The organism is Pseudomonas sp. C321 (assembly GCF_055407105.1).
In genome coordinates, this window is the sequence record NZ_JBUZRB010000001.1 from 655,472 (window position 1) to 675,102 (window position 19,631).

Consider the following 19,631-nt stretch of genomic DNA (forward strand, 5'->3'; position numbering starts at 1 on the left):
GCGCTTTATAGTGGCTGACCTCCGTTTCATCAAATAGCCGAGCCCCATGTCCGAGCCACGCAAGATCCTCGTCACCAGCGCCCTGCCCTATGCCAATGGTTCTATCCATCTTGGCCATATGCTTGAGTACATCCAGACCGATATGTGGGTGCGCTTCCAGAAGCATCGCGGTAATGAATGCATTTATGTCTGCGCGGACGACGCCCACGGCTCGGCCATCATGTTGCGCGCCGAGAAGGAAGGCATTACCCCGGAACAACTGATCGCCAATGTGCAGGCTGAACACAGCGCCGACTTTGCCGAGTTCCTGGTGGACTTCGATAACTTCCACTCGACCCACGCCGAAGAAAACCGTGAGTTGTCGAGCCAGATCTACCTGCGGTTGCGGGACGCCGGGCACATTGCCACGCGCTCGATCACCCAGTATTTCGACCCGGAAAAGAAAATGTTCCTGGCCGACCGTTTCATCAAGGGCACCTGCCCGAAATGCGGCACCGAAGACCAGTACGGCGACAACTGCGAAAAATGTGGCGCCACCTACGCGCCTACCGACCTGAAAGATCCGAAGTCGGCGATCTCTGGCGCCACTCCGGTGCTCAAGGATTCCCAGCACTTCTTCTTCAAGCTCCCGGATTTCCAGCAAATGCTGCAAACCTGGACCCGCAGCGGCACCTTGCAGGACGCCGTGGCCAACAAGATCGCCGAATGGCTGGATGCTGGTCTGCAACAGTGGGACATCTCCCGCGATGCGCCGTACTTCGGTTTCGAAATTCCCGATGAGCCCGGTAAATACTTCTACGTCTGGCTGGACGCACCCATCGGCTACATGGCTAGCTTCAAGAACCTCTGCGCCCGTCGTCCTGAACTGGATTTCGACGCGTTCTGGGGCAAGGACTCCACCGCCGAGCTGTACCACTTCATCGGCAAGGACATCATCAACTTCCACGCCCTGTTCTGGCCGGCGATGCTCGAAGGCTCGGGCTACCGCAAGCCGACCGCCATCAATGTCCACGGCTACCTGACGGTCAACGGCCAGAAGATGTCCAAGTCCCGTGGCACCTTTATCAAGGCACGGACCTACCTGGACCACCTGTCGCCTGAATACCTGCGCTATTACTACGCCTCCAAGCTGGGCCGTGGCGTCGATGACCTGGACCTGAACCTGGAAGACTTCGTACAGAAGGTCAACTCGGACCTGGTGGGCAAGGTTGTCAACATCGCCAGCCGTTGCGCCGGTTTTATCCACAAGGGCAACGCCGGTGTGCTGGTGGCAGAGAATGCCGCACCAGAACTGACCGATGCGTTCCTGGCCGCTGCACCGAGCATCGCTGAAGCCTATGAAGCCCGTGACTTTGCCCGCGCCATGCGCGAGATCATGGGCCTGGCCGACCGCGCCAACGCCTGGATCGCCGACAAGGCGCCGTGGTCGCTGAACAAACAGGAAGGCAAGCAGGCTGAAGTCCAGGCGATCTGTGCCACAGGCGTCAACCTGTTCCGCCAACTGGTGATCTTCCTCAAGCCGGTGCTGCCGTTGCTGGCTGCCGATGCCGAGGCGTTCCTCAACGTTGCGCCGCTGACCTGGAATGACCACGCCACCCTGCTCAGCGACCATCAGCTAAATGAGTTCAAGCCGCTGATGACCCGCATCGACCCGGTCAAGGTCCAGGCCATGTCCGACGCTTCGAAAGAAGACCTTGCGGCCAGCCAGACCGATACCGGCGAAACCGCCGCAAAAGGCAACGGTGAGCTGGCGAAAGATCCGCTGTCGGCAGAGATCGACTTCGACGCCTTTGCCGCCGTCGACCTGCGCGTCGCGCTGATCCTCAAGGCCGAAGCCGTTGAAGGCGCAGACAAGCTGCTGCGCCTGACCCTGGACATCGGTGACGAGCAGCGCAACGTATTCTCCGGAATCAAGAGCGCCTACCCTGACCCGGCCAAGCTGGAAGGTCGCCTGACCATGATGATCGCCAACCTCAAGCCACGGAAAATGCGCTTCGGCATTTCCGAAGGCATGGTGATGGCGGCCGGTCCTGGCGGTGAAGAGATCTACCTGCTCAGCCCGGACAGTGGCGCCAAGCCTGGCCAACGCATCAAGTAAAACCACCTGTGGCGAGCGGGCAAGCCCGCTCGTCACGGGGCTAGTGCCCCCTCCTCGCTTGCCGGATAATCGGATTCTGCTTGCTTAGCCCGGCATGACCATGACCGATATGCTTCTCACCCTTGTCAGCACGGCCCTGATCAGCAACTTCGTGTTGCAGATGCCGCTGGCTGTCGACCCGGTGCTGGCCTCCAACGCGGGCTCACTCAAGCGAGTGCATGCCCTGGGCGTGGCCACGACCCTGCTGATGCTGCTAAGTGGCATTCTGGGCTATCTGTTTGATCACTATCTTTTGCAGCCACTGGCGCTGACATCCCTGCGACTGTTTATTTTGTTACCGGTCACGGTGTTGTTGATCAAACCGCTGCTGAGCGTGCTATCCCACCAGCTACCCAAGCTGTCGTTCAATGGCCTGTGGCCTTTGCTGCTGGGGAATGCCGGGGTATTGGGCGTGGTGTTGCTGGGTACCGAGGACGATAAAGGCCTGGCGCACATGAGCGCCCTGAGCCTGGGCGCCGGCCTGGGTTTCTGGCTGGTGCTGAGCCTGTTCAATGACCTGCGCCAGCGCATAGCCAGCAACGATATCCCATTGCCCTTTCGGGGCTTGCCGGTCGAGCTGATCAGCGCGGGGCTGATGGCCGTGGCCTTTCTGGGTTTCAACGCAATGATCAAACCATGAGCCTGATTCAACGTATCGACGCTTTACTGCCGCAGACCCAGTGTGGCAAATGCGGACACCCCGGCTGCAAACCCTACGCCGAAGGCATCGCCCAGGGCGAAGCCATCAACAAGTGCCCGCCAGGTGGACAGGAAACCATCGCCGGGCTGGCACAGTTGTTAAACGTGGCTGTGCTGGAACTGGACAGTTCCCGAGGCCAAGCGCCGGCGCAGATCGCCTTTATCCGCGAAGCGGAGTGCATCGGCTGCACCAAGTGCATCCAGGCCTGCCCGATAGATGCCATCGTCGGCGCCGCCAAGCTGATGCATACGGTGATCATCGACGAGTGCACCGGCTGCGACCTGTGTGTCGCGCCCTGCCCGGTTGACTGTATCGAAATGCAGCCGCTGCACCTGGCCACGGTACTGCCGGTTGTCGGCGATCTGGCGACCACCGCCGAGGAGCGCCAGGCCCGCAGCACCAAGCGCGACCACGCCCGGCGCCGCTTCGAACAGCGCAATGCACGCCTGCAGCGCGAAGAAGAGCACAAGCTTGCTGAACGCCTGGCTCGTACCAAACGCCCTGCACCTGTGGATGAAGTGAGCAACAACCCTGTCCAGGCGGCCATTGAGCGGGTTCGCGCACAAAAAGCCGCGGCGATGGACGCGGCGGTGAAAAAGGCCAAGATCAACCTGGCCATGAGTCGGGCCCAGCTCAACAAGTCCCTGAAAGCCTTTGGTCATCCGCCGACATTTGAGCAGCAGTCGCAACTGATCATCCTGCAGCAGCAATTCGAAGTCGCCGAACAGGAATTGTCCTCGCTCGAAGTCAGTATCCCAGTCGTTGCGGCACCAGCAACGCATAAGGACCCAGACCTCAAACGCGCCAAAATCCAGCTGGCAATGCGCCGCTCGGAACTGAAAAAGGCCCAGGACAGCCACGTCGACGCCCAGCAGCTGGCCGCATTGAGTGCCGCGCTGACGGCCGCCGAACAAGCCTTGCACCACGCAGAGGAAGGCAGCGACCAGCCACGACCCGATTTGCAACGGATCGAAAAGCGCCCCATCGACAGCCAGCTTCGCCAGTTGAAAACCGCCCTGGCCTATGCCCGTGCGGACCTGAGCAAACTGGAGCGCCAACCCGCCACCCGCGAAACCGAGCTGGCAGTCGCCCGGCAACACCTCGACGAAGCCCAACGGCTGGTGGACGCCCATGTCAGCACTTGAAACCGTCGACGACCGCCAGCAACAAGCGATGAAACGCGTGCTGCTAGCAACGGTGCCCGGTTTGCTGGTGCTGTTCTGGCTGTACGGCTGGGGGGTGTTGATCAATCTACTGCTGGCCTGCATTTGTGCGTTGACGGTAGAAGCCTGTGTCCATCGCCTGCGCGGTCGCCGCCTCGGCATTCCCGTCAGCGATCTCAGCGGCTTGGTGAGCGCAACCTTGCTGGCCCTGGCGCTACCGCCTTATTGTCCGTGGTGGCTATGTGTAGCGGCTGTGAGCAGTGCATTACTGTTGGGCAAACACGTGTATGGCGCCAGCCAGAACCCTTTCAATCCAGCCATGGTCGGTTATGCGTTGATGCTGGTGGCCTTTCCTCAACCGATGACCCACTGGCCAGCCTCCCACGGCCTGGACCTGCTGGCCGGCCTGCAACAGGTGTTTGGTATGCAGGGGAATGCCCCCGATGCCTGGGCCCAGGCGACGGCGCTGGATGCCCTGCGCATCAATAAAAGCCTGACCATCGACGAACTGTTCGCCAGCAACCCGGCCTTCGGCCATATCGCCGGCAAAGGCAGTGAATGGGTGAACCTGGCATTTCTCATTGGGGGGCTTTTTCTGCTGCAGCGAAGGGTGTTCAGTTGGCACGCGCCAGTGGGAATGCTCGCCAGCCTGTTCGTGATCAGCCTGCTGTTCTGGAACGGCTCCGGGTCCGACTCCCATGGTTCGCCGCTGTTTCATCTGTTCTCTGGCGCAACCATGCTCGGGGCATTTTTTATCGTCACCGAGCCGGTATCGGGCGCCAAAAGCCCGCGATCGCGTTTACTGTTTGGTGCCGGGGTGGGGTTGCTGACGTATCTGATTCGTACGTGGGGCGGTTACCCTGATGGTGTGGCGTTTGCCGTGCTGCTGATGAATCTGGCGGTGCCAGCGCTGGAACGCCTGGCGACACCCAAACCGCAATCGGTGGACGTATGAAGTCCGCCAGAGGACTCATGATCGTGCTGTCGGTCGCCGTGACGGGGGCAGCCCTGACCCTGGCCGTGCAGCAACTGACCTCCGGTCGCATCGCCTCGCAGCAACGCGAGCTGCAAAGCCGAGTCTTTCTGGACGCCTTGCCCATCGCAAGCTACGACAACCAGCCACTGGAGCATCCGCTGGCAGTGAAGCCATTGGCACTGAACAACAGCCAACTGCTCAATGGATACCTCGCCACCTTGTCAGGGCAACCCAGCGCCGTGTTGCTGCGCTCTCAAACCACCGGCTACGGCGGTAGCATCGAACTGTTGATCGCCATCGCCAGCAACGGGAAACTGCTGGGCGTGAAAGTCCTGAAACAGTCGGAAACCCCAAGCCTGGGTGGGCATATCACTGAGGCCGGGAATCCCTGGCTCTCGGCGTTCCAGGGACTTTCGCGCAGCAACCCGCAGGATTCGTCCTGGGCCTTGAAGAAAGACAACGGGCAATTCGATCAAATGGCCGGCGCAACCATTACCTCCCGCGCAGTGATCAACGCGGTCCACGATGCCTTGCGTTACTTTGATGAACATCGTCAGCACCTGCTGGAGGTACCTGCCCGTGACTAAATCTGGCGGTCTGGCCGGCTCATTGATGCTTGCGCCGCTGATAGGTGTCAGCGACACACTGCCCAAGGCTCTGAGCTTCTGGGTGCTGGCGGTGTTGATTGTGACAATGTACGGCTTGAGCAGGGGGTTGGTGCGAAACCGCCTGAATGGCCGACTGCAACTAATCGCCAGTTTATTGCTGGCTGCGACCTGGGCCAGTTGCGTGCAGTTGGCCTTGCAGGCCTTTGCATTGAGCCTGTCTCGGGACCTGGGCATTTACCTGGCACTGATCAGCGTTCAGTGCGTGCTGCTTGAGTCCACCGGCTTTTTCCAGACCGACCAGGTCAAGGCGCGCCTTCAACTGTTCGGCATATTTGGCCTGCTGCTGGCAGCCCTGGGCCTATTACGCCCTTTATTGGGTGGCAGCTCCTTCGCCACACTCGCACCGGGAGGGTTTATCCTGCTCGGATTGCTGCTCGCCGGGTGGCAGGCCTGGGCCCAACACTCAAAACCACATTGACCGTTTGCAAGGAACCGCTCGCCCCATGAATGCCGCAAAACGCCTGGAAATTTTTCGTCGATTTCACGAAGACAATCCAGAACCGAAAACCGAACTGGCCTACTCCTCGCCGTTCGAGTTGCTGATTGCCGTGATTTTGTCGGCGCAGTCAACGGATGTCGGCGTCAATAAGGCCACCGCCAAATTATTTCCAGTGGCTAACACCCCGGCAGCAATCTACGCCCTTGGTGTTGAAGGATTGTCCGAGTACATCAAGACCATCGGTCTGTACAACAGCAAGGCGAAAAACGTCATAGAGACCTGCCGCATGCTGGTGGAGCTTCACGCCAGTGAAGTGCCGCAAACCCGCGAAGCCCTCGAAGCCCTGCCAGGAGTGGGACGCAAGACCGCCAACGTTGTGCTCAACACGGCGTTTCGCCAGCTGACTATGGCGGTGGACACCCATATCTTCCGCGTCAGCAACCGCACCGGGTTGGCACCCGGAAAGAATGTGGTGGAGGTAGAGAAACAGCTGATGAGGTTTATACCCAAGCCTTACTTGCTCGATTCCCACCACTGGCTGATTCTCCATGGGCGCTATGTCTGCCAAGCCCGCAAGCCCCGCTGCGGCAGCTGCCGTATCGAAGATCTGTGCGAATACAAGGAAAAGACTTCCGACGATTGAGTAACTATTGCTTTTATTGATCAGTCGATTGAAAAAATCTTTTTTACCCGGTCGACGTTTATCGTTATAAGGAGCGCCAACGGCAGTCTTAGCCTGGAGTTAACCTTATGAGCACTGGCAAGGAACAACTGGATGCAGAAGACGACTTTGTTGCCGCGGAATCTGATGAGGCAACGGAGGCGCCGGTAGAGGTGGCCAAGACCAATCTGAGCAAACGCCGCACCATCGATAACCTATTGGAAGAGCGACGCTTGCGAAAGCAACTGGCTGATTACGACTTCGATCTCTGATTACGACAGGTCATGAGCAGAAGCCTCCCTTGCGGAGGCTTTTTTCTGCCCATTTCAGGCCCGAGGCTTTGCTTCTGCTAGACCAGACCGTTGCGTTGAGCCAACTCGATCAGGTCAACCAGGGACCGCGCATTGAGCTTCATTAACAAGCGCGTTTTGTAGGTACTCACGGTTTTGTTACTCAGGAACACTCCATCGGCGATCTCCTTGTTGGTCTTGCCCCGGGCCAGTTGCTGCAGCACCATCATTTCCCGCCCGGAAAGACGCTCGACCATCTGCGCCTCACTGGCGTTACCCAACGTGGATCGCACGGAGTTGAGTGCCTGGTTGGGGAAATAGCTGTAGCCAGACAGCACGGCCTTGATAGCGCTCAAGAGCTCGGTCAGATCCTGCTGTTTACACACGTAACCCGCAGCGCCTGCCTGCATGCAACGCATGGAGAAGTGTCCTGGGGCCTGAGATGTCAGCACCAGCACCTTGAAGGGCTGAGTTTGTTTAGTGGAGGACAATCTGCAAATAACTTCCAGACCATCAAGTTTGGGAATACCAATATCAAGTATGACGATGTCAGGCATATGTTCGCGGGCAAGTTGTAAAGCATCGACACCGTTGTCGGTCTCGGCGACGACCTCGTAACCATGACGTTCCATTAGCATACGTACAGCAAGACGAATGACGGGATGATCATCCACGATCAGCACTTTATTCATGGGCAAGTCCAATTTCGCTGTTCGAGTTATTTAGAGCCAGCACAATAGCCTAGTCGTTTCGTCCTTGGCATAGCTCGCCCCCCCAAGCAACAGCAATCAGAGACCCACCCCACAAGGAGATAGGATTTAGCCTACAAAAAAACGTCAGCAAGGGTGTATCGCATGTTACTTGACCTTTCAGAATATTCCGCAGGCAAACATATTTTGAGTGAAACACTCCTACACAAAGGGGCTCAGCGTAAATATACCGCACACGAGCCCCAGGCAATGCCCCTTGCTTGCCTTTAACCTTACGCTGCTGACGCGCAGAGTATTAACGTTGTAAACGCTCTCAAGAGAAGTTAGCCGTTAATACTCCTGTAAATCTGACGTGTAAGCCAATACCACACACCGATTAATCCTTCCGACACCACAAGGAAGATATCTAAACTTCAACGCCTCAACATCCCCTACAGCAAGCCAGGCAAATTAAACGTAGCGACACATAAACAGAGTTGCCAAACCAGCGTTTAAAAAATTAAACCGATGCGACGCGCTGGCTCCCCTCCCTCAATAAAACACTATAAAAAAAGTTCGGGCTCCCCATAATTTCCAGTAAAAAAAAGGCCCCTTAAACAAGGGGCCTTTTCACAACAGCTCAGATATTTCAGAACAACTTACGGCCCTTGTTGGCCGCAATGCGCATGCGCAGTGCATTGAGCTTGATGAAGCCGGCCGCGTCCGCCTGGTTGTAGGCACCGCCATCTTCTTCAAAAGTAGCGATGTTGGCATCGAACAGCGACTCGTCCGACTTGCGCCCGGTGACGATGACGTTGCCCTTGTACAGTTTCAGGCGCACAACACCGCTCACGTGGGCCTGGGAAGCGTCGATCATCTGTTGCAGCATCAGACGCTCAGGGCTCCACCAGTAGCCGGTGTAGATCAGGCTGGCGTACTTGGGCATCAACTCGTCTTTGAGGTGAGCGACTTCACGGTCCAGGGTGATGGACTCAATGGCGCGGTGAGCACGCAGCATGATGGTGCCGCCCGGGGTTTCGTAGCAACCACGGGACTTCATGCCCACGTAACGGTTCTCGACGATGTCCAGACGGCCAATACCGTGCTCGCCACCGATACGGTTCAAGGTCGCCAATACGGTGGCCGGGGTCATTTCGACGCCGTCCAGCGCGACGATGTCGCCGTTGCGGTAGGTCAGCTCCAGGTACTGTGCAGTGTCAGGCGCGTTCTCCGGGGAGACGGTCCATTTCCACATGTCTTCTTCGTGCTCGGTCCAGGTGTCTTCCAGCACGCCGCCTTCATAGGAGATGTGCAGCAAGTTGGCGTCCATCGAGTACGGGGACTTCTTCTTGCCGTGGCGCTCGATCGGAATGTTGTGCTTTTCAGCGTAATCCATCAGCTTTTCACGAGACAGCAGGTCCCATTCGCGCCAAGGGGCAATCACTTTCACACCAGGCTTCAACGCATAGGCGCCCAGTTCGAAACGCACCTGGTCGTTGCCCTTGCCGGTGGCGCCATGGGAAATGGCATCAGCACCGGTTTCGTTGGCGATTTCGATCAGGCGCTTGGCAATCAGCGGACGTGCAATGGAGGTACCCAGCAGGTACTCGCCTTCGTAGACGGTGTTGGCGCGAAACATCGGGAAGACGAAATCGCGGACGAACTCTTCGCGCAGGTCGTCAATGTAGATCTCTTTCACGCCCATGGCTTGCGCCTTGGCACGTGCAGGTTCGACCTCTTCGCCCTGACCCAGGTCAGCGGTGAAGGTCACCACTTCACAGTTATAAGTATCCTGCAGCCACTTGAGGATCACCGAAGTGTCCAGGCCGCCGGAATACGCGAGAACGACCTTGTTTACGTCGGCCATGCCATCACTCCACGGGTTTTACGGAAAGGCGTCGATTCTACCGATCAAAACCGTGAATTTACAGGGGCGCGACAGCAAATGAAGATAAAGCGACAGATTCTGTCGGGCGGGCGACGAATAGCCGCACCTCAGGAGGTGGAGGCGGCGCTACTCGGGGCCTTCGCCTGGGGCGTAGGCTTCTCGGGGGCCGGCACCCGCTCCAGATGAATATTGACACGGCGATTCTTCGCCCGGTTGCCTGGATTGGTGTTCGGTGCCAGCGGGTAACGTTCGCCGTGAAAACGCAAGACAATCTGCGATTCAGGGATGCCGTTGGCCTTGAGAAAGTCCATCACCGCCAGGCCGCGACGCCTTGAAAGGTCACGATTGGCCAGGCGATTGCCGCTGTTGTCCGAGTGGCCGTCCAACTCGATATGATTGACGGTCGGATCGGCCTTGATGAATTCCAGCATCACCAACAGCTTGGCCTTGGCAGCGGCGTCCAGGTCGATGCCACCACCGGGAAAACCTACCTCGGCCTGTTTAACCTGCTCGAAATTCATCGGCAGCAATTTCGCGGTACACAACTGATAGTCGCTGTAGGCCTTGTTGAACTTCGCCGGCAATAGACGTATTTCGGAGTAACCCCCATCGCGGCCGTAGTGGCGCACCGTCGGGCTGCGGCCATCGAGCAAGCCATTGAATAAACGCCCGGCCTGGGCCTGGGAGCTGTTGAACAGCACATCACCGCTACCGGCACGCACTGCTCCCAGATTGATATCACCGCGCCCCGGCTGCCACGGCGCTGCTGCCGCCAATAGTGTCGCGGAACCTGCACCCAGAGAGCCGTTATAGGCTTTCAGGCGAAATGTTGCCTGCTCGCCCGCACGGCGCACGAACTCGCCAGAACCAAAATCGCTGATCGGCTGGCTCAAGCGACACTCGAATTTGTCGCCTTCTACCTTCCACTCAATATTCTCCAGACGGGTCTGGAACGTGAGGGCCATCGCGGGCAAGCTGGCGAACACACTGAGCAGGGCTAGATAATGCTGGCGCACGGGAGGCTCCATTGGTTTCTACAACACATCAAGGCGTCATACATCGTTAAGGCATACCCAGGGATATCGGTCGCATCCTGCAAAACTTGATAGCGAGTGCCTGCAAGAGTCTTTTCCGGTAGCATTCCCACCAGATTGACCCGCCTGGAATCCCCAATGTCCGACCGCCTGACCCTGCTGCGTCCCGACGACTGGCATATTCATCTTCGCGATGGTGCAGCGTTGCCCCAAACCGTGGCCGATGTAGCGCGCACGTTTGGCCGCGCCATCATCATGCCTAACCTGGTACCTCCGGTGCGTAACGCCGCGGAAGCCGACGCCTATCGCCAGCGCATTCTCGCTGCACGACCGGCCGGTAGCCGCTTCGAACCGTTGATGGTGCTGTACCTGACCGACCGTACCCAGCCCGAAGAAATTCGCGAGGCCAAGGCCAGCGGCTTTGTCCACGCCGCCAAGCTGTACCCGGCCGGCGCAACCACCAACTCAGATTCTGGCGTGACCAGCATAGATAAGATCCTGCCGGCTATCGAAGCCATGGCAGAGGTCGGCATGCCGTTGCTGATCCACGGCGAAGTCACCCGTGGCGATGTCGACGTATTCGATCGCGAGAAGATCTTTATCGACGAGCATATGCGTCGCGTGGTCGAGCTGTTCCCGACCCTTAAAGTCGTGTTCGAACACATCACCACTGCTGATGCCGTGCAGTTCGTCACCGAGGCCTCGGCCAACGTCGGCGCGACCATCACTGCGCATCACTTGCTGTACAACCGCAACCACATGCTGGTGGGCGGGATTCGGCCGCACTTCTACTGCCTGCCGATCCTCAAGCGAAACACCCATCAGGTCGCACTGCTCGATGCCGCCACCAGTGGCAGCGAGAAGTTCTTCCTCGGCACAGATTCCGCGCCCCACGCCCAGCACGCCAAGGAAGCTGCGTGTGGTTGTGCCGGCTGCTACACCGCCTATGCCGCAATCGAGCTGTACGCCGAGGCGTTCGAGCAACGCAACGCCCTGGACAAGCTTGAAGGTTTCGCCAGCCTCAATGGCCCGCGCTTCTACGGGCTGCCGGCGAATACCGACCGCATTACCCTGGTTCGTGAAGACTGGACCGCCCCAACCAGCCTGCCATTTGGCGAGCTGACCGTAATCCCGCTGCGCGCCGGTGAAACACTGCGCTGGCGCCTGCTGGAGGAACACCCGTGAGTGAAGACCATTTCGACGACGACCAGGAACACGGTGGTGGCGGTTCCCGTCACCCGATGGCCGAGCGTTTCCGTGGCTACCTGCCAGTGGTCATTGATGTAGAAACCGGCGGCTTCAACTGCGCCACCGACGCCTTGCTGGAAATTGCTGCCGTCACCATCGGCATGGATGAACAGGGTTTCGTGTTTCCGGAACACACCCACTTCTTTCGCGTCGAACCGTTCGAAGGCGCCAACATCGAGGCGGCCGCCCTGGAGTTCACTGGGATCAAGCTCGATCATCCACTGCGCATGGCCGTCAGCGAAGAAACCGCGCTGACCGACATTTTTCGCGGTGTGCGCAAGGCCTTGAAGGCCAATGGCTGCAAACGCGCCATCCTCGTAGGCCACAACAGCAGCTTCGACTTGGGCTTCCTCAACGCCGCCGTGACGCGCCTGGACATGAAACGCAACCCGTTTCATCCGTTCTCCAGTTTCGACACCGCGACGTTGGCAGGTCTGGCCTATGGCCAAACCGTGCTGGCAAAAGCCTGCCAGGCCGCCGGTATCGACTTCGACGGCCGTGAAGCCCACTCGGCCCGCTACGACACCGAGAAGACCGCCGACCTGTTCTGCGGCATCGTCAACCGCTGGAAACAGATGGGTGGCTGGGAAGACTTCAACGACTGAGGTTAAATCCTGCGCATAAAAAAACCGGCCTTCTCAGGCCGGTTTTTTTTGCCGCTAACGTGGCGATTACAGCTTGCTAGCGTTCTCGGTCAGGTAAGCCGCAACGCCTTCTGGCGAAGCGTTCATGCCCTTGTCGCCTTTTTTCCAGTTGGCAGGGCAGACTTCACCGTGCTCTTCGTGAAATTGCAGCGCGTCAACTAGGCGGATCAGCTCTTCCATGTTACGGCCTAGCGGCAGGTCGTTGATGATCTGCGAGCGGACAACGCCCTTGTCGTCGATCAGGAACGCACCACGGAACGCTACGCCGCCTTCGGACTCAACGTCGTAGGCCTTGGCGATGTCGTGCTTCATGTCGGCAGCCATGGTGTATTTGACTTTGCCGATGCCGCCATCATTGATGGCAGTGTTACGCCAGGCGTTGTGGGTGAAATGGGAGTCGATGGAAACGGCTACCACTTCAACATTACGCGCCTTGAAATCGTCCATGCGGTGATCCAGAGCGATCAGCTCCGATGGGCAGACGAAGGTGAAGTCCAGCGGGTAGAAGAACACCAGGCCGTATTTGCCTTTGATGGCTTCAGACAGCTTGTAGCTGTCAACGATTTCGCCATTGCCGAGGACGGCAGGTACATCGAAATCCGGGGCTAGTTTGCCGACGAGTACGCTCATTGGATATCTCCTGATGCAGTGCTGATAAAAGCATGATTGAAGTAAAAAAGGACCCGGCCCAGTCTGCCTTGGGTAAACGACAGGGCTGTGACGCGATCACACTTCGTGAAGACCGACCATCATACACGGCCACTTTGAGCTGTCCTTAGTGGATTTTTCAAATCCCCTGCGCGGGCCGAATGATGGCAAAACGCCCTGCGCACAAACCGTTCATCGGTAAGGGAGCGCTCTAGCCAGGAGCTGACAGAAACTACTTTGACAATCATTCTCGTTAACATTAAGATCCATCGCACTTAAGCCTCAAACCCGCGATGGTTCTCCCTTATGTATGTCTGCCTCTGCACTGGCGTCACCGACGGACAAATCCGCGAAGCAATCTACGAAGGTTGCTGCAGCTACAAAGAAGTGCGTGAAACCACCGGCGTTGCCAGCCAATGCGGCAAATGTGCCTGCCTGGCCAAGCAAGTGGTACGGGAAACCCTGACGAAGCTGCAAAGCGCCCAGGCTGCGATCCCCTACTCTGCAGAATTTACACACGCATAATTGGCGTGTTTTAAAGAACCGGACTTAGTGTCCGGTTTTTTTATGCCCGCAATTCAATCAGTTACCGTCAAGACGCGGAACAAAAACATTCTTATTCCGATTAATTTTCATATATTATTCAATACCTTAGGTTTGACAGTAATCATTGCGCCACTCAAACTCCTGCCTATATACAGCGAATACAGGGCAGAACCCCATCATGAAAGGCGACGTTACAGTCATCCAGCATCTCAACAAAATCCTTGCCAATGAACTGGTCGCGATCAATCAGTACTTCCTGCATGCGCGCATGTATGAAGATTGGGGCCTGGAAAAGCTGGGCAAGCACGAGTACAAAGAATCGATCCAGGCCATGAAGGACGCGGACAAGCTGATCAAGCGCATCCTGTTCCTGGAAGGCCTGCCGAACGTCCAGGACCTGGGCAAGCTGCACATCGGTGAGCACTCCCAGGAAATGATTACCTGTGATCTGAACTTCGAGCGCAAGAGCCACACCAACCTGAAGGCTGCCATCGCTCATTGCGAAACCAAGGGCGACTTCGGCAGCCGCGAGTTGCTGGAAGATATCCTTGAAGACCAGGAAGAGCACATCGACTGGCTGGAAACCCAAGTCGGCCTGATCGACAAAGTAACGATCGAGAATTATCTGCAATCGCAGATGGGTGAATAACCCAAGGAGCGAGCTTGCTCGCGAAGAGCGTTAACGATAACGCAGCGAATCTGGTGTTTCGCGGCGCCTATAAGTTCTTCGCGAGCAAGCTCGCTCCTACAAGTTAGCCACTAAAAAGCCCCGCTCTCTTATCGAGAAGCGGGGCTTTTTATTGCCGGCACCTAAAACAAATCAGGCTTCGGTCTTGTTTGCAGCAGCCGCTTCAACAGCCGCCTTGATAGTGGTCTGCAACGAACCGTCAGCCGCCATCTCGGTCATGATATCGCTACCGCCGACCAGCTCACCGCCGACCCACAGCTGCGGGAAGGTTGGCCAGTTGGCGTACTTCGGCAGGTTGGCGCGGATTTCCGGGTTCTGCAGGATATCCACGTAAGCAAACTTCTCACCGCAAGCCATCACGGACTGGGCGGCCTTCGCGGAAAAGCCACACTGGGGGGCATTCGGCGAGCCTTTCATGTAAAGCAGAACCGTGTTGCTGGCAATCTGCTCTTTAATCGTTTCGATGATATCCATGGAGCACCTCGGCTGGAACTTTGCGACTCACGGGTCGGCACGGTGGCGCATTGTAACGCAAAGCCTGGCGTGGTGCTCGGACTCCCCGACGGACAAGTCACCACCCCCTCCACTGTCACGCCGCAACCACCTGCACCGGCACGCCGTTCAACGCCGCATTGCCCGACAACTCATCCAACTGCCGCTCATCCGTCAGGTCATTAGCGCTCGCCCCTGGCTGCCCGCTGGCGATGGTCATCTGTACGCCGGGGCGACCATGACCCCAACCGTGGGGCAGGCTGACCACACCCGCCATCATGTCCAGGCTGGACACTACTTCCACTTCAATCATGCCAATGCGCGAACTCACGCGAACCCGCTGACCGTCACTCAACTGACGGCTGGCAAGGTCATCGGGATGCATCAGCAACTGATGCCTAGGCTTGCCCTTCACCAAGCGATGGTAGTTATGCATCCACGAATTATTACTGCGCACATGACGACGACCAATCAGCAGTAACTCATCAACCGCAGGCAGTGGCTGCGCGGCAAAGCGCACCAGGTCCGCGAGAATAACCGCTGGCGCCGCCTGCACCCGCAGATTGGCAGTTTTCAGTCGAGCAGCCAGGTTGGCTTTCAGCGGCCCCAGGTCAAGGCCATGGGGATGATCGGCCAACGCCGCTACCGACAACTTGTGGCTGGAAGCATCACCGTAGGCACCGGCCCTCAGGCCGAAGTCAATCATCTGCGCTGGCGCCATGGTCGGCTTGAGTACGTTGCCGGTTTTCGCTGCAAACGCCTGGGCCAAGCCCACAAAGATTTCCCAATCGTGCAGCGCGCCCTCGGGCTTGGGCAAAATCGCGCGATTGAACCGCGTGACATTGCGCACCGCGAACATATTGAAAGTGGTGTCGTAATGATCGTTTTCCAGGGCCGAGGTGGACGGCAGGATCAGGTCGGCATAGCGCGTGGTTTCGTTGATATAAAGGTCGACGCTGACCATGAACTCAAGACCATCCAAGGCCTGCTCCAGTTGCCGCCCGTTGGGTGTGGACAACACCGGATTGCCCGCTACCGTCACCAGTGCGCGGATTTGCCCTTCGCCTTCGGTGAGTATCTCTTCGGCCAGGGCCGACACCGGCAACTCGCCGCTGTACTCCGGACGCCCGGAAACGCGACTCTGCCAACGATTGAAATGCCCGCCAGAGGTCGCCGCCACCAGATCCACCGCAGGCTCGGTGCACAACGCACCACCTACGCGGTCAAGATTGCCGGTAACCAGGTTGATCAACTGCACGAGCCAATGGCACAACGTGCCGAACGCTTGGGTCGAGACGCCCATGCGGCCATAACAGACGGCCTTGTCCGCTGCCGCGAAATCCCGCGCCAACTGACGAATCCGCTCGGCTGGCACCGCGCACTGGCGGCTCATCGCCTCGGCCGTGAAGCCTGAAATGGCGCGGCGCACGTCATCCAGCCCGTCTATCGGCAGGTGGCTGTCACGGGTCAGGTTCTCGGCAAACAGCGTATTGAGCAGCCCAAACAACAACGCCGCATCGCCACCGGGACGAACGAACAGATGCTGGTCAGCCATCGCAGCTGTCTCGCTGCGGCGCGGGTCGACCACCACCACTTTACCGCCATGGGCCTGGATGGCTTTCAGGCGCTTTTCCACATCTGGCACGGTCATGATGCTGCCGTTGGACGCCAACGGGTTACCGCCGAGGATCAGCATGAAATCGGTGTGATCGATGTCTGGAATCGGCAGCAACAGGCCATGGCCGTACATCAGGTGACTGGTGAGATGATGAGGCAACTGGTCCACCGAGGTGGCGGAAAAGCGATTGCGTGTCTTCAACTGGCCAAGAAAATAGTTGCTGTGGGTCATCAAGCCATAGTTATGCACGCTGGGATTACCCTGGTACACCGCGACCGCATTCTGCCCATGACGGGCCTGAATCCCCGCCAGCCGCTCGGCCACCAGGGCAAAGGCCTCATCCCAGGGGATCGGCTGCCATTCGCTACCGACCCGCAGCATCGGTTGATGCAAGCGGTCCGGATCGTTCTGGATATCTTGCAGGGCCACGGCCTTGGGGCAGATATGACCGCGACTGAAACTGTCCAGTGGGTCGCCCTTGATTGAGGTGATGGTCATGCTGCCATCTTCTCCCTGAGTGGTTTCCAGGGTCAGGCCGCAGATGGCTTCGCACAGATGGCAGGCACGGTGATGGAGAGTCTTGGTCATAGCCAGTCTCTTTTATTGGGGGCAGCGTCGTCGAGGTGAGCGCTTTGGCTAAAACTATGGCCCGCCACTGACAACGGCGCCAGCAACGTTCGTCGCGTGAATCGAAGGGCATCAGGCCAGGCCATGGCGAAGCATTGGAAAACGTTTCAAAAACGTCCGACATATCCCTCTTCAGCCACTTAAACCGACGCAGCCTGGCCTGCGCCCGCCTTCGCGCATTGCAAAGTTGCGTGACGCCAGTGTACAAATGACCTGCTACTGTCAGGAAAAAGGCTTCAAAAGCGCTATCCCCGCTCCTTTGAACACCCCTAAAAAACCGTAGCCTATTGGTAAGGCGCGACATTTAGTGTCAATATCGCGCCTCCCCCTATTTCGTCGCCCCGTGCGGCTTTCGCCGCAGGTCTCGCCCGTTTTCAAAATAAACCAGGCTTTGAGCATCTGCGGTCTGTTGCAAAAAGGTAGTTAATGATGAGCGCAAGGCACTTTCTCTCCCTGATGGATTGCACGCCCGAAGAGCTGGTCAGTGTGATCCGTCGAGGCATTGAGCTTAAAGACCTGCGTAATCGCGGTGTACTGTTCGAGCCTTTGAAAAACCGCGTACTCGGGATGATCTTCGAGAAGTCGTCGACCCGCACCCGCTTGTCCTTCGAGGCCGGCATGATCCAGCTCGGCGGTCAGGCTATTTTTCTGTCGCCTCGGGACACCCAGTTGGGCCGTGGCGAGCCGATCAGCGATTGCGCCATTGTCATGTCACGCATGCTCGATGCAGTAATGATCCGCACCTTCGCCCACAGCACCCTCACCGAGTTTGCTGCCAACTCCCGGGTACCGGTGATCAACGGCCTGTCCGATGACTTGCACCCGTGCCAGTTGCTGGCCGACATGCAAACTTTCCTCGAACATCGTGGTTCGATCCAGGGCAAGACCGTGGCCTGGATCGGCGATGGCAACAACATGTGCAACAGCTACATAGAAGCGGCGATCCAGTTCGACTTCCACCTGCGCATCGCTTGCCCTGAAGGCTTTGAACCCGCTGCTGAATTCCTCGCCAAGGCCGACGGCCGTGTGCAGATCGTTCGCGATCCACAGGACGCCGTAGTCGGCGCGCACCTGGTCAGCACCGATGTCTGGACCTCCATGGGCCAGGAAGACGAAACCGCCAAGCGCCTGACTTTGTTCGCGCCGTTCCAGGTTACCCGCGCCCTGCTCGACCTCGCGGCACCGGACGTGCTGTTCATGCATTGCCTGCCCGCCCACCGTGGCGAAGAAATCAGCCTCGACCTGCTGGATGACCCACGCTCGGTGGCCTGGGACCAGGCGGAAAACCGTCTGCATGCCCAAAAGGCCTTGCTGGAACTCCTCGTCCCGCCTGCATACCACCACGCATGAGCCAGCCATTACTGCTGAATCTGCGCAACCTGGCCTGCGGTTATCAGGGCCAACGGGTGGTACAGAACCTCAATCTGCACCTCAACGCCGGCGACATTGGTTGCCTGCTGGGCTCCTCAGGGTGCGGCAAGACCACCACTCTGCGGGCGATTGCCGGCTTTGAGCCGGTGTACGAAGGGGAAATCAGCCTGGCCGGTGAAGTCATTTCCAGCGCCGGCTTTACCCTGGCGCCGGAGAAACGTCGCATCGGCATGGTTTTCCAGGACTACGCATTGTTTCCTCACCTCAGCGTGGCCGACAACATCGCCTTTGGCATTCGCAAGCACCCGCAAAAAACGCGAGTAGTTGAAGAACTGCTGGAGCTGGTCAACCTCAAGAGCCTGGGCAAGCGCTTCCCCCACGAGCTGTCCGGCGGCCAGCAACAGCGCGTAGCTCTGGCCCGGGCACTGGCCCCCGAACCGCAACTGCTGTTACTGGATGAACCGTTCTCCAACCTCGACGGCGAACTGCGGCGCAAGCTCAGCCATGAAGTGCGCGATATCCTCAAGGCTCGAGGCACCAGTGCGATTCTGGTGACCCATGATCAGGAAGAAGCCTTCGCGGTCAGCGACCATGTCGGTGTGTTCAAGGAAGGCCGCCTGGAACAATGGGATACGCCCTACAACCTCTACCATGAGCCGCTGACGCCCTTTGTCGCCAGCTTCATTGGCCAGGGTTACTTCATTCGTGGCCAGTTGAACACGCCGGAATCGGTGACCACCGAGCTGGGTGAACTGCAGGGCAACCGCGCCTATACCTGGCCGATTGGCGGCGCGGTGGATGTGCTGCTGCGCCCGGATGACATCGTCTATGCACCAGACAGCACATTAAAAGCGCTAATCGTCGGCAAGACCTTCCTCGGTGCGTCGACCTTGTATCGCCTGCAACTGCCAACCGGCGCACAGCTGGAGTCGATTTTCCCCAGCCATGCTGACCATCAAGTCGGTGCCGAGGTTGGCATTCGCGTGGCAGCCGAACATCTGGTGCTGTTCCAGGCGTCGGGCAGCACGGCGGCGCACATTCCTCAGGTTGACTCAGGTGTGCGGCGCTACAGCACCGTGTAGAAGCTCGCCCATACAGAAAGCA

General features: G+C 58.2%; 20 protein-coding genes. 14 read left to right on the top strand and 6 right to left on the bottom strand.

The annotated features are described in order from the left end of the window. Window positions 1-46: 46 nt before the first annotated feature. The 8 genes from metG to ACZRJ6_RS03155 all read left to right on the top strand — a co-directional run bounded on the left by metG (window position 47) and on the right by ACZRJ6_RS03155 (window position 7,016). A complete protein-coding gene (metG, locus tag ACZRJ6_RS03120) occupies window positions 47-2,098 on the top strand; it encodes a methionine--tRNA ligase (protein ID WP_463967029.1) in 2,052 nt (683 codons plus the stop codon). 100 nt (window positions 2,099-2,198) lie between these two features. After that, a complete protein-coding gene (locus ACZRJ6_RS03125) occupies window positions 2,199-2,777 on the top strand; it encodes an Rnf-Nqr domain containing protein (RefSeq protein ID WP_463967030.1) in 579 nt (192 codons plus the stop codon). After that, complete coding sequence (gene rsxB / locus ACZRJ6_RS03130) at window positions 2,774-3,982, top strand: electron transport complex subunit RsxB (RefSeq protein ID WP_463967031.1); 1,209 nt, start codon at window positions 2,774-2,776, stop codon at window positions 3,980-3,982. The genes ACZRJ6_RS03125 and rsxB overlap by 4 nt, the downstream gene beginning before the upstream one ends. Beyond that, window positions 3,969-4,955, top strand: a complete 987-nt coding sequence (locus ACZRJ6_RS03135) for an RnfABCDGE type electron transport complex subunit D (protein WP_463967032.1) — start codon at window positions 3,969-3,971, stop codon at window positions 4,953-4,955. The genes rsxB and ACZRJ6_RS03135 overlap by 14 nt, the downstream gene beginning before the upstream one ends. Beyond that, window positions 4,952-5,563: an RnfABCDGE type electron transport complex subunit G gene (locus ACZRJ6_RS03140; RefSeq protein WP_463967033.1), complete on the top strand. Its 612-nt coding sequence runs from the start codon at window positions 4,952-4,954 to the stop codon at window positions 5,561-5,563. Before ACZRJ6_RS03135 ends, ACZRJ6_RS03140 begins: the two co-directional genes overlap by 4 nt. Then, the gene (locus ACZRJ6_RS03145) at window positions 5,556-6,062 is read left to right on the top strand and encodes an Rnf-Nqr domain containing protein (protein WP_463967034.1); all 507 of its coding nucleotides are present in this window, start codon (window positions 5,556-5,558) and stop codon (window positions 6,060-6,062) included. Before ACZRJ6_RS03140 ends, ACZRJ6_RS03145 begins: the two co-directional genes overlap by 8 nt. A gap of 25 nt (window positions 6,063-6,087) precedes the next feature. Further along, window positions 6,088-6,726 carry an endonuclease III gene (nth, locus tag ACZRJ6_RS03150; RefSeq protein WP_463967035.1) on the top strand — a complete coding sequence of 213 codons (639 nt, stop codon included), beginning with the start codon at window positions 6,088-6,090 and terminating at the stop codon, window positions 6,724-6,726. Window positions 6,727-6,833: 107 nt separating this feature from the next. Further along, complete coding sequence (locus ACZRJ6_RS03155) at window positions 6,834-7,016, top strand: PA3496 family putative envelope integrity protein (protein WP_463967036.1); 183 nt, start codon at window positions 6,834-6,836, stop codon at window positions 7,014-7,016. Between the two features lie 77 nt (window positions 7,017-7,093). Here ACZRJ6_RS03155 and ACZRJ6_RS03160 read toward each other — a convergent pair whose 3' ends face one another. The 3 genes from ACZRJ6_RS03160 to ACZRJ6_RS03170 form a co-directional block, all read right to left on the bottom strand. Beyond that, a complete protein-coding gene (locus ACZRJ6_RS03160; RefSeq protein ID WP_463967037.1) occupies window positions 7,094-7,726 on the bottom strand; it encodes a response regulator in 633 nt (210 codons plus the stop codon). 646 nt (window positions 7,727-8,372) lie between these two features. Then, a complete protein-coding gene (locus ACZRJ6_RS03165; RefSeq protein WP_133099687.1) occupies window positions 8,373-9,590 on the bottom strand; it encodes an argininosuccinate synthase in 1,218 nt (405 codons plus the stop codon). Between the two features lie 128 nt (window positions 9,591-9,718). After that, window positions 9,719-10,627, bottom strand: coding sequence for a flagellar protein MotY (locus ACZRJ6_RS03170; RefSeq protein WP_463967038.1), 909 nt, complete (start codon window positions 10,625-10,627; stop codon window positions 9,719-9,721). 156 nt (window positions 10,628-10,783) lie between these two features. Here ACZRJ6_RS03170 and pyrC point away from each other — a divergent pair, with 156 nt between their 5' ends. Both pyrC and rnt read left to right on the top strand, forming a co-directional pair. After that, window positions 10,784-11,830, top strand: a complete 1,047-nt coding sequence (gene pyrC / locus ACZRJ6_RS03175; RefSeq protein WP_463967039.1) for a dihydroorotase — start codon at window positions 10,784-10,786, stop codon at window positions 11,828-11,830. Then, a complete protein-coding gene (rnt, locus tag ACZRJ6_RS03180; protein ID WP_149411053.1) occupies window positions 11,827-12,498 on the top strand; it encodes a ribonuclease T in 672 nt (223 codons plus the stop codon). The genes pyrC and rnt overlap by 4 nt, the downstream gene beginning before the upstream one ends. Before the next feature lie 66 nt (window positions 12,499-12,564). Here rnt and ACZRJ6_RS03185 read toward each other — a convergent pair whose 3' ends face one another. After that, on the bottom strand, window positions 12,565-13,167 hold the full coding sequence (locus ACZRJ6_RS03185) for a peroxiredoxin (protein WP_463967040.1): 603 nt from the start codon (window positions 13,165-13,167) through the stop codon (window positions 12,565-12,567). A 324-nt stretch (window positions 13,168-13,491) separates the two neighbouring features. Between ACZRJ6_RS03185 and ACZRJ6_RS03190 the strand changes: the two genes are divergently transcribed. Both ACZRJ6_RS03190 and bfr read left to right on the top strand, forming a co-directional pair. After that, a complete protein-coding gene (locus ACZRJ6_RS03190; RefSeq protein WP_133099692.1) occupies window positions 13,492-13,710 on the top strand; it encodes a bacterioferritin-associated ferredoxin in 219 nt (72 codons plus the stop codon). Window positions 13,711-13,909: 199 nt separating this feature from the next. Beyond that, entirely contained in the window at window positions 13,910-14,380 is a 471-nt protein-coding gene (bfr, locus tag ACZRJ6_RS03195) for a bacterioferritin (RefSeq protein WP_149411052.1), read from the top strand. Between the two features lie 171 nt (window positions 14,381-14,551). Here bfr and grxD read toward each other — a convergent pair whose 3' ends face one another. Together grxD and ACZRJ6_RS03205 are read right to left on the bottom strand one after the other, a co-directional pair. Continuing rightward, a complete protein-coding gene (grxD, locus tag ACZRJ6_RS03200) occupies window positions 14,552-14,893 on the bottom strand; it encodes a Grx4 family monothiol glutaredoxin (protein ID WP_133099694.1) in 342 nt (113 codons plus the stop codon). Window positions 14,894-15,008: 115 nt separating this feature from the next. Then, on the bottom strand, window positions 15,009-17,117 hold the full coding sequence (locus ACZRJ6_RS03205) for a molybdopterin oxidoreductase family protein (protein ID WP_463967041.1): 2,109 nt from the start codon (window positions 17,115-17,117) through the stop codon (window positions 15,009-15,011). 468 nt (window positions 17,118-17,585) lie between these two features. On the opposite strand from ACZRJ6_RS03205, the gene argF reads away from it, so the two are divergent. Together argF and ACZRJ6_RS03215 are read left to right on the top strand one after the other, a co-directional pair. Further along, window positions 17,586-18,506: an ornithine carbamoyltransferase gene (argF, locus tag ACZRJ6_RS03210; protein WP_350612382.1), complete on the top strand. Its 921-nt coding sequence runs from the start codon at window positions 17,586-17,588 to the stop codon at window positions 18,504-18,506. After that, on the top strand, window positions 18,503-19,609 hold the full coding sequence (locus ACZRJ6_RS03215; RefSeq protein ID WP_463967042.1) for an ABC transporter ATP-binding protein: 1,107 nt from the start codon (window positions 18,503-18,505) through the stop codon (window positions 19,607-19,609). Before argF ends, ACZRJ6_RS03215 begins: the two co-directional genes overlap by 4 nt. Window positions 19,610-19,631: the final 22 nt, after the last annotated feature.

Bases quoted from the DNA above. Each gene is read 5' to 3' on its own strand.
- ACZRJ6_RS03135 (WP_463967032.1), top strand. From the start codon at position 3,969: ATGTCAGCACTTGAAACCGTCGACGACCGCCAGCAACAAGCGATGAAA.
- ACZRJ6_RS03215 (WP_463967042.1), top strand. From the start codon at position 18,503: ATGAGCCAGCCATTACTGCTGAATCTGCGCAACCTGGCCTGCGGTTAT.
- nth (WP_463967035.1), top strand. From the start codon at position 6,088: ATGAATGCCGCAAAACGCCTGGAAATTTTTCGTCGATTTCACGAAGAC.
- ACZRJ6_RS03155 (WP_463967036.1), top strand. From the start codon at position 6,834: ATGAGCACTGGCAAGGAACAACTGGATGCAGAAGACGACTTTGTTGCC.
- ACZRJ6_RS03140 (WP_463967033.1), top strand. From the start codon at position 4,952: ATGAAGTCCGCCAGAGGACTCATGATCGTGCTGTCGGTCGCCGTGACG.
- rsxB (WP_463967031.1), top strand. From the start codon at position 2,774: ATGAGCCTGATTCAACGTATCGACGCTTTACTGCCGCAGACCCAGTGT.
- ACZRJ6_RS03205 (WP_463967041.1), bottom strand. From the start codon at position 17,117: ATGACCAAGACTCTCCATCACCGTGCCTGCCATCTGTGCGAAGCCATC.
- bfr (WP_149411052.1), top strand. From the start codon at position 13,910: ATGAAAGGCGACGTTACAGTCATCCAGCATCTCAACAAAATCCTTGCC.
- ACZRJ6_RS03165 (WP_133099687.1), bottom strand. From the start codon at position 9,590: ATGGCCGACGTAAACAAGGTCGTTCTCGCGTATTCCGGCGGCCTGGAC.
- ACZRJ6_RS03185 (WP_463967040.1), bottom strand. From the start codon at position 13,167: ATGAGCGTACTCGTCGGCAAACTAGCCCCGGATTTCGATGTACCTGCC.
- ACZRJ6_RS03160 (WP_463967037.1), bottom strand. From the start codon at position 7,726: ATGAATAAAGTGCTGATCGTGGATGATCATCCCGTCATTCGTCTTGCT.
- ACZRJ6_RS03125 (WP_463967030.1), top strand. From the start codon at position 2,199: ATGACCGATATGCTTCTCACCCTTGTCAGCACGGCCCTGATCAGCAAC.
- metG (WP_463967029.1), top strand. From the start codon at position 47: ATGTCCGAGCCACGCAAGATCCTCGTCACCAGCGCCCTGCCCTATGCC.
- pyrC (WP_463967039.1), top strand. From the start codon at position 10,784: ATGTCCGACCGCCTGACCCTGCTGCGTCCCGACGACTGGCATATTCAT.
- grxD (WP_133099694.1), bottom strand. From the start codon at position 14,893: ATGGATATCATCGAAACGATTAAAGAGCAGATTGCCAGCAACACGGTT.
- ACZRJ6_RS03190 (WP_133099692.1), top strand. From the start codon at position 13,492: ATGTATGTCTGCCTCTGCACTGGCGTCACCGACGGACAAATCCGCGAA.
- argF (WP_350612382.1), top strand. From the start codon at position 17,586: ATGAGCGCAAGGCACTTTCTCTCCCTGATGGATTGCACGCCCGAAGAG.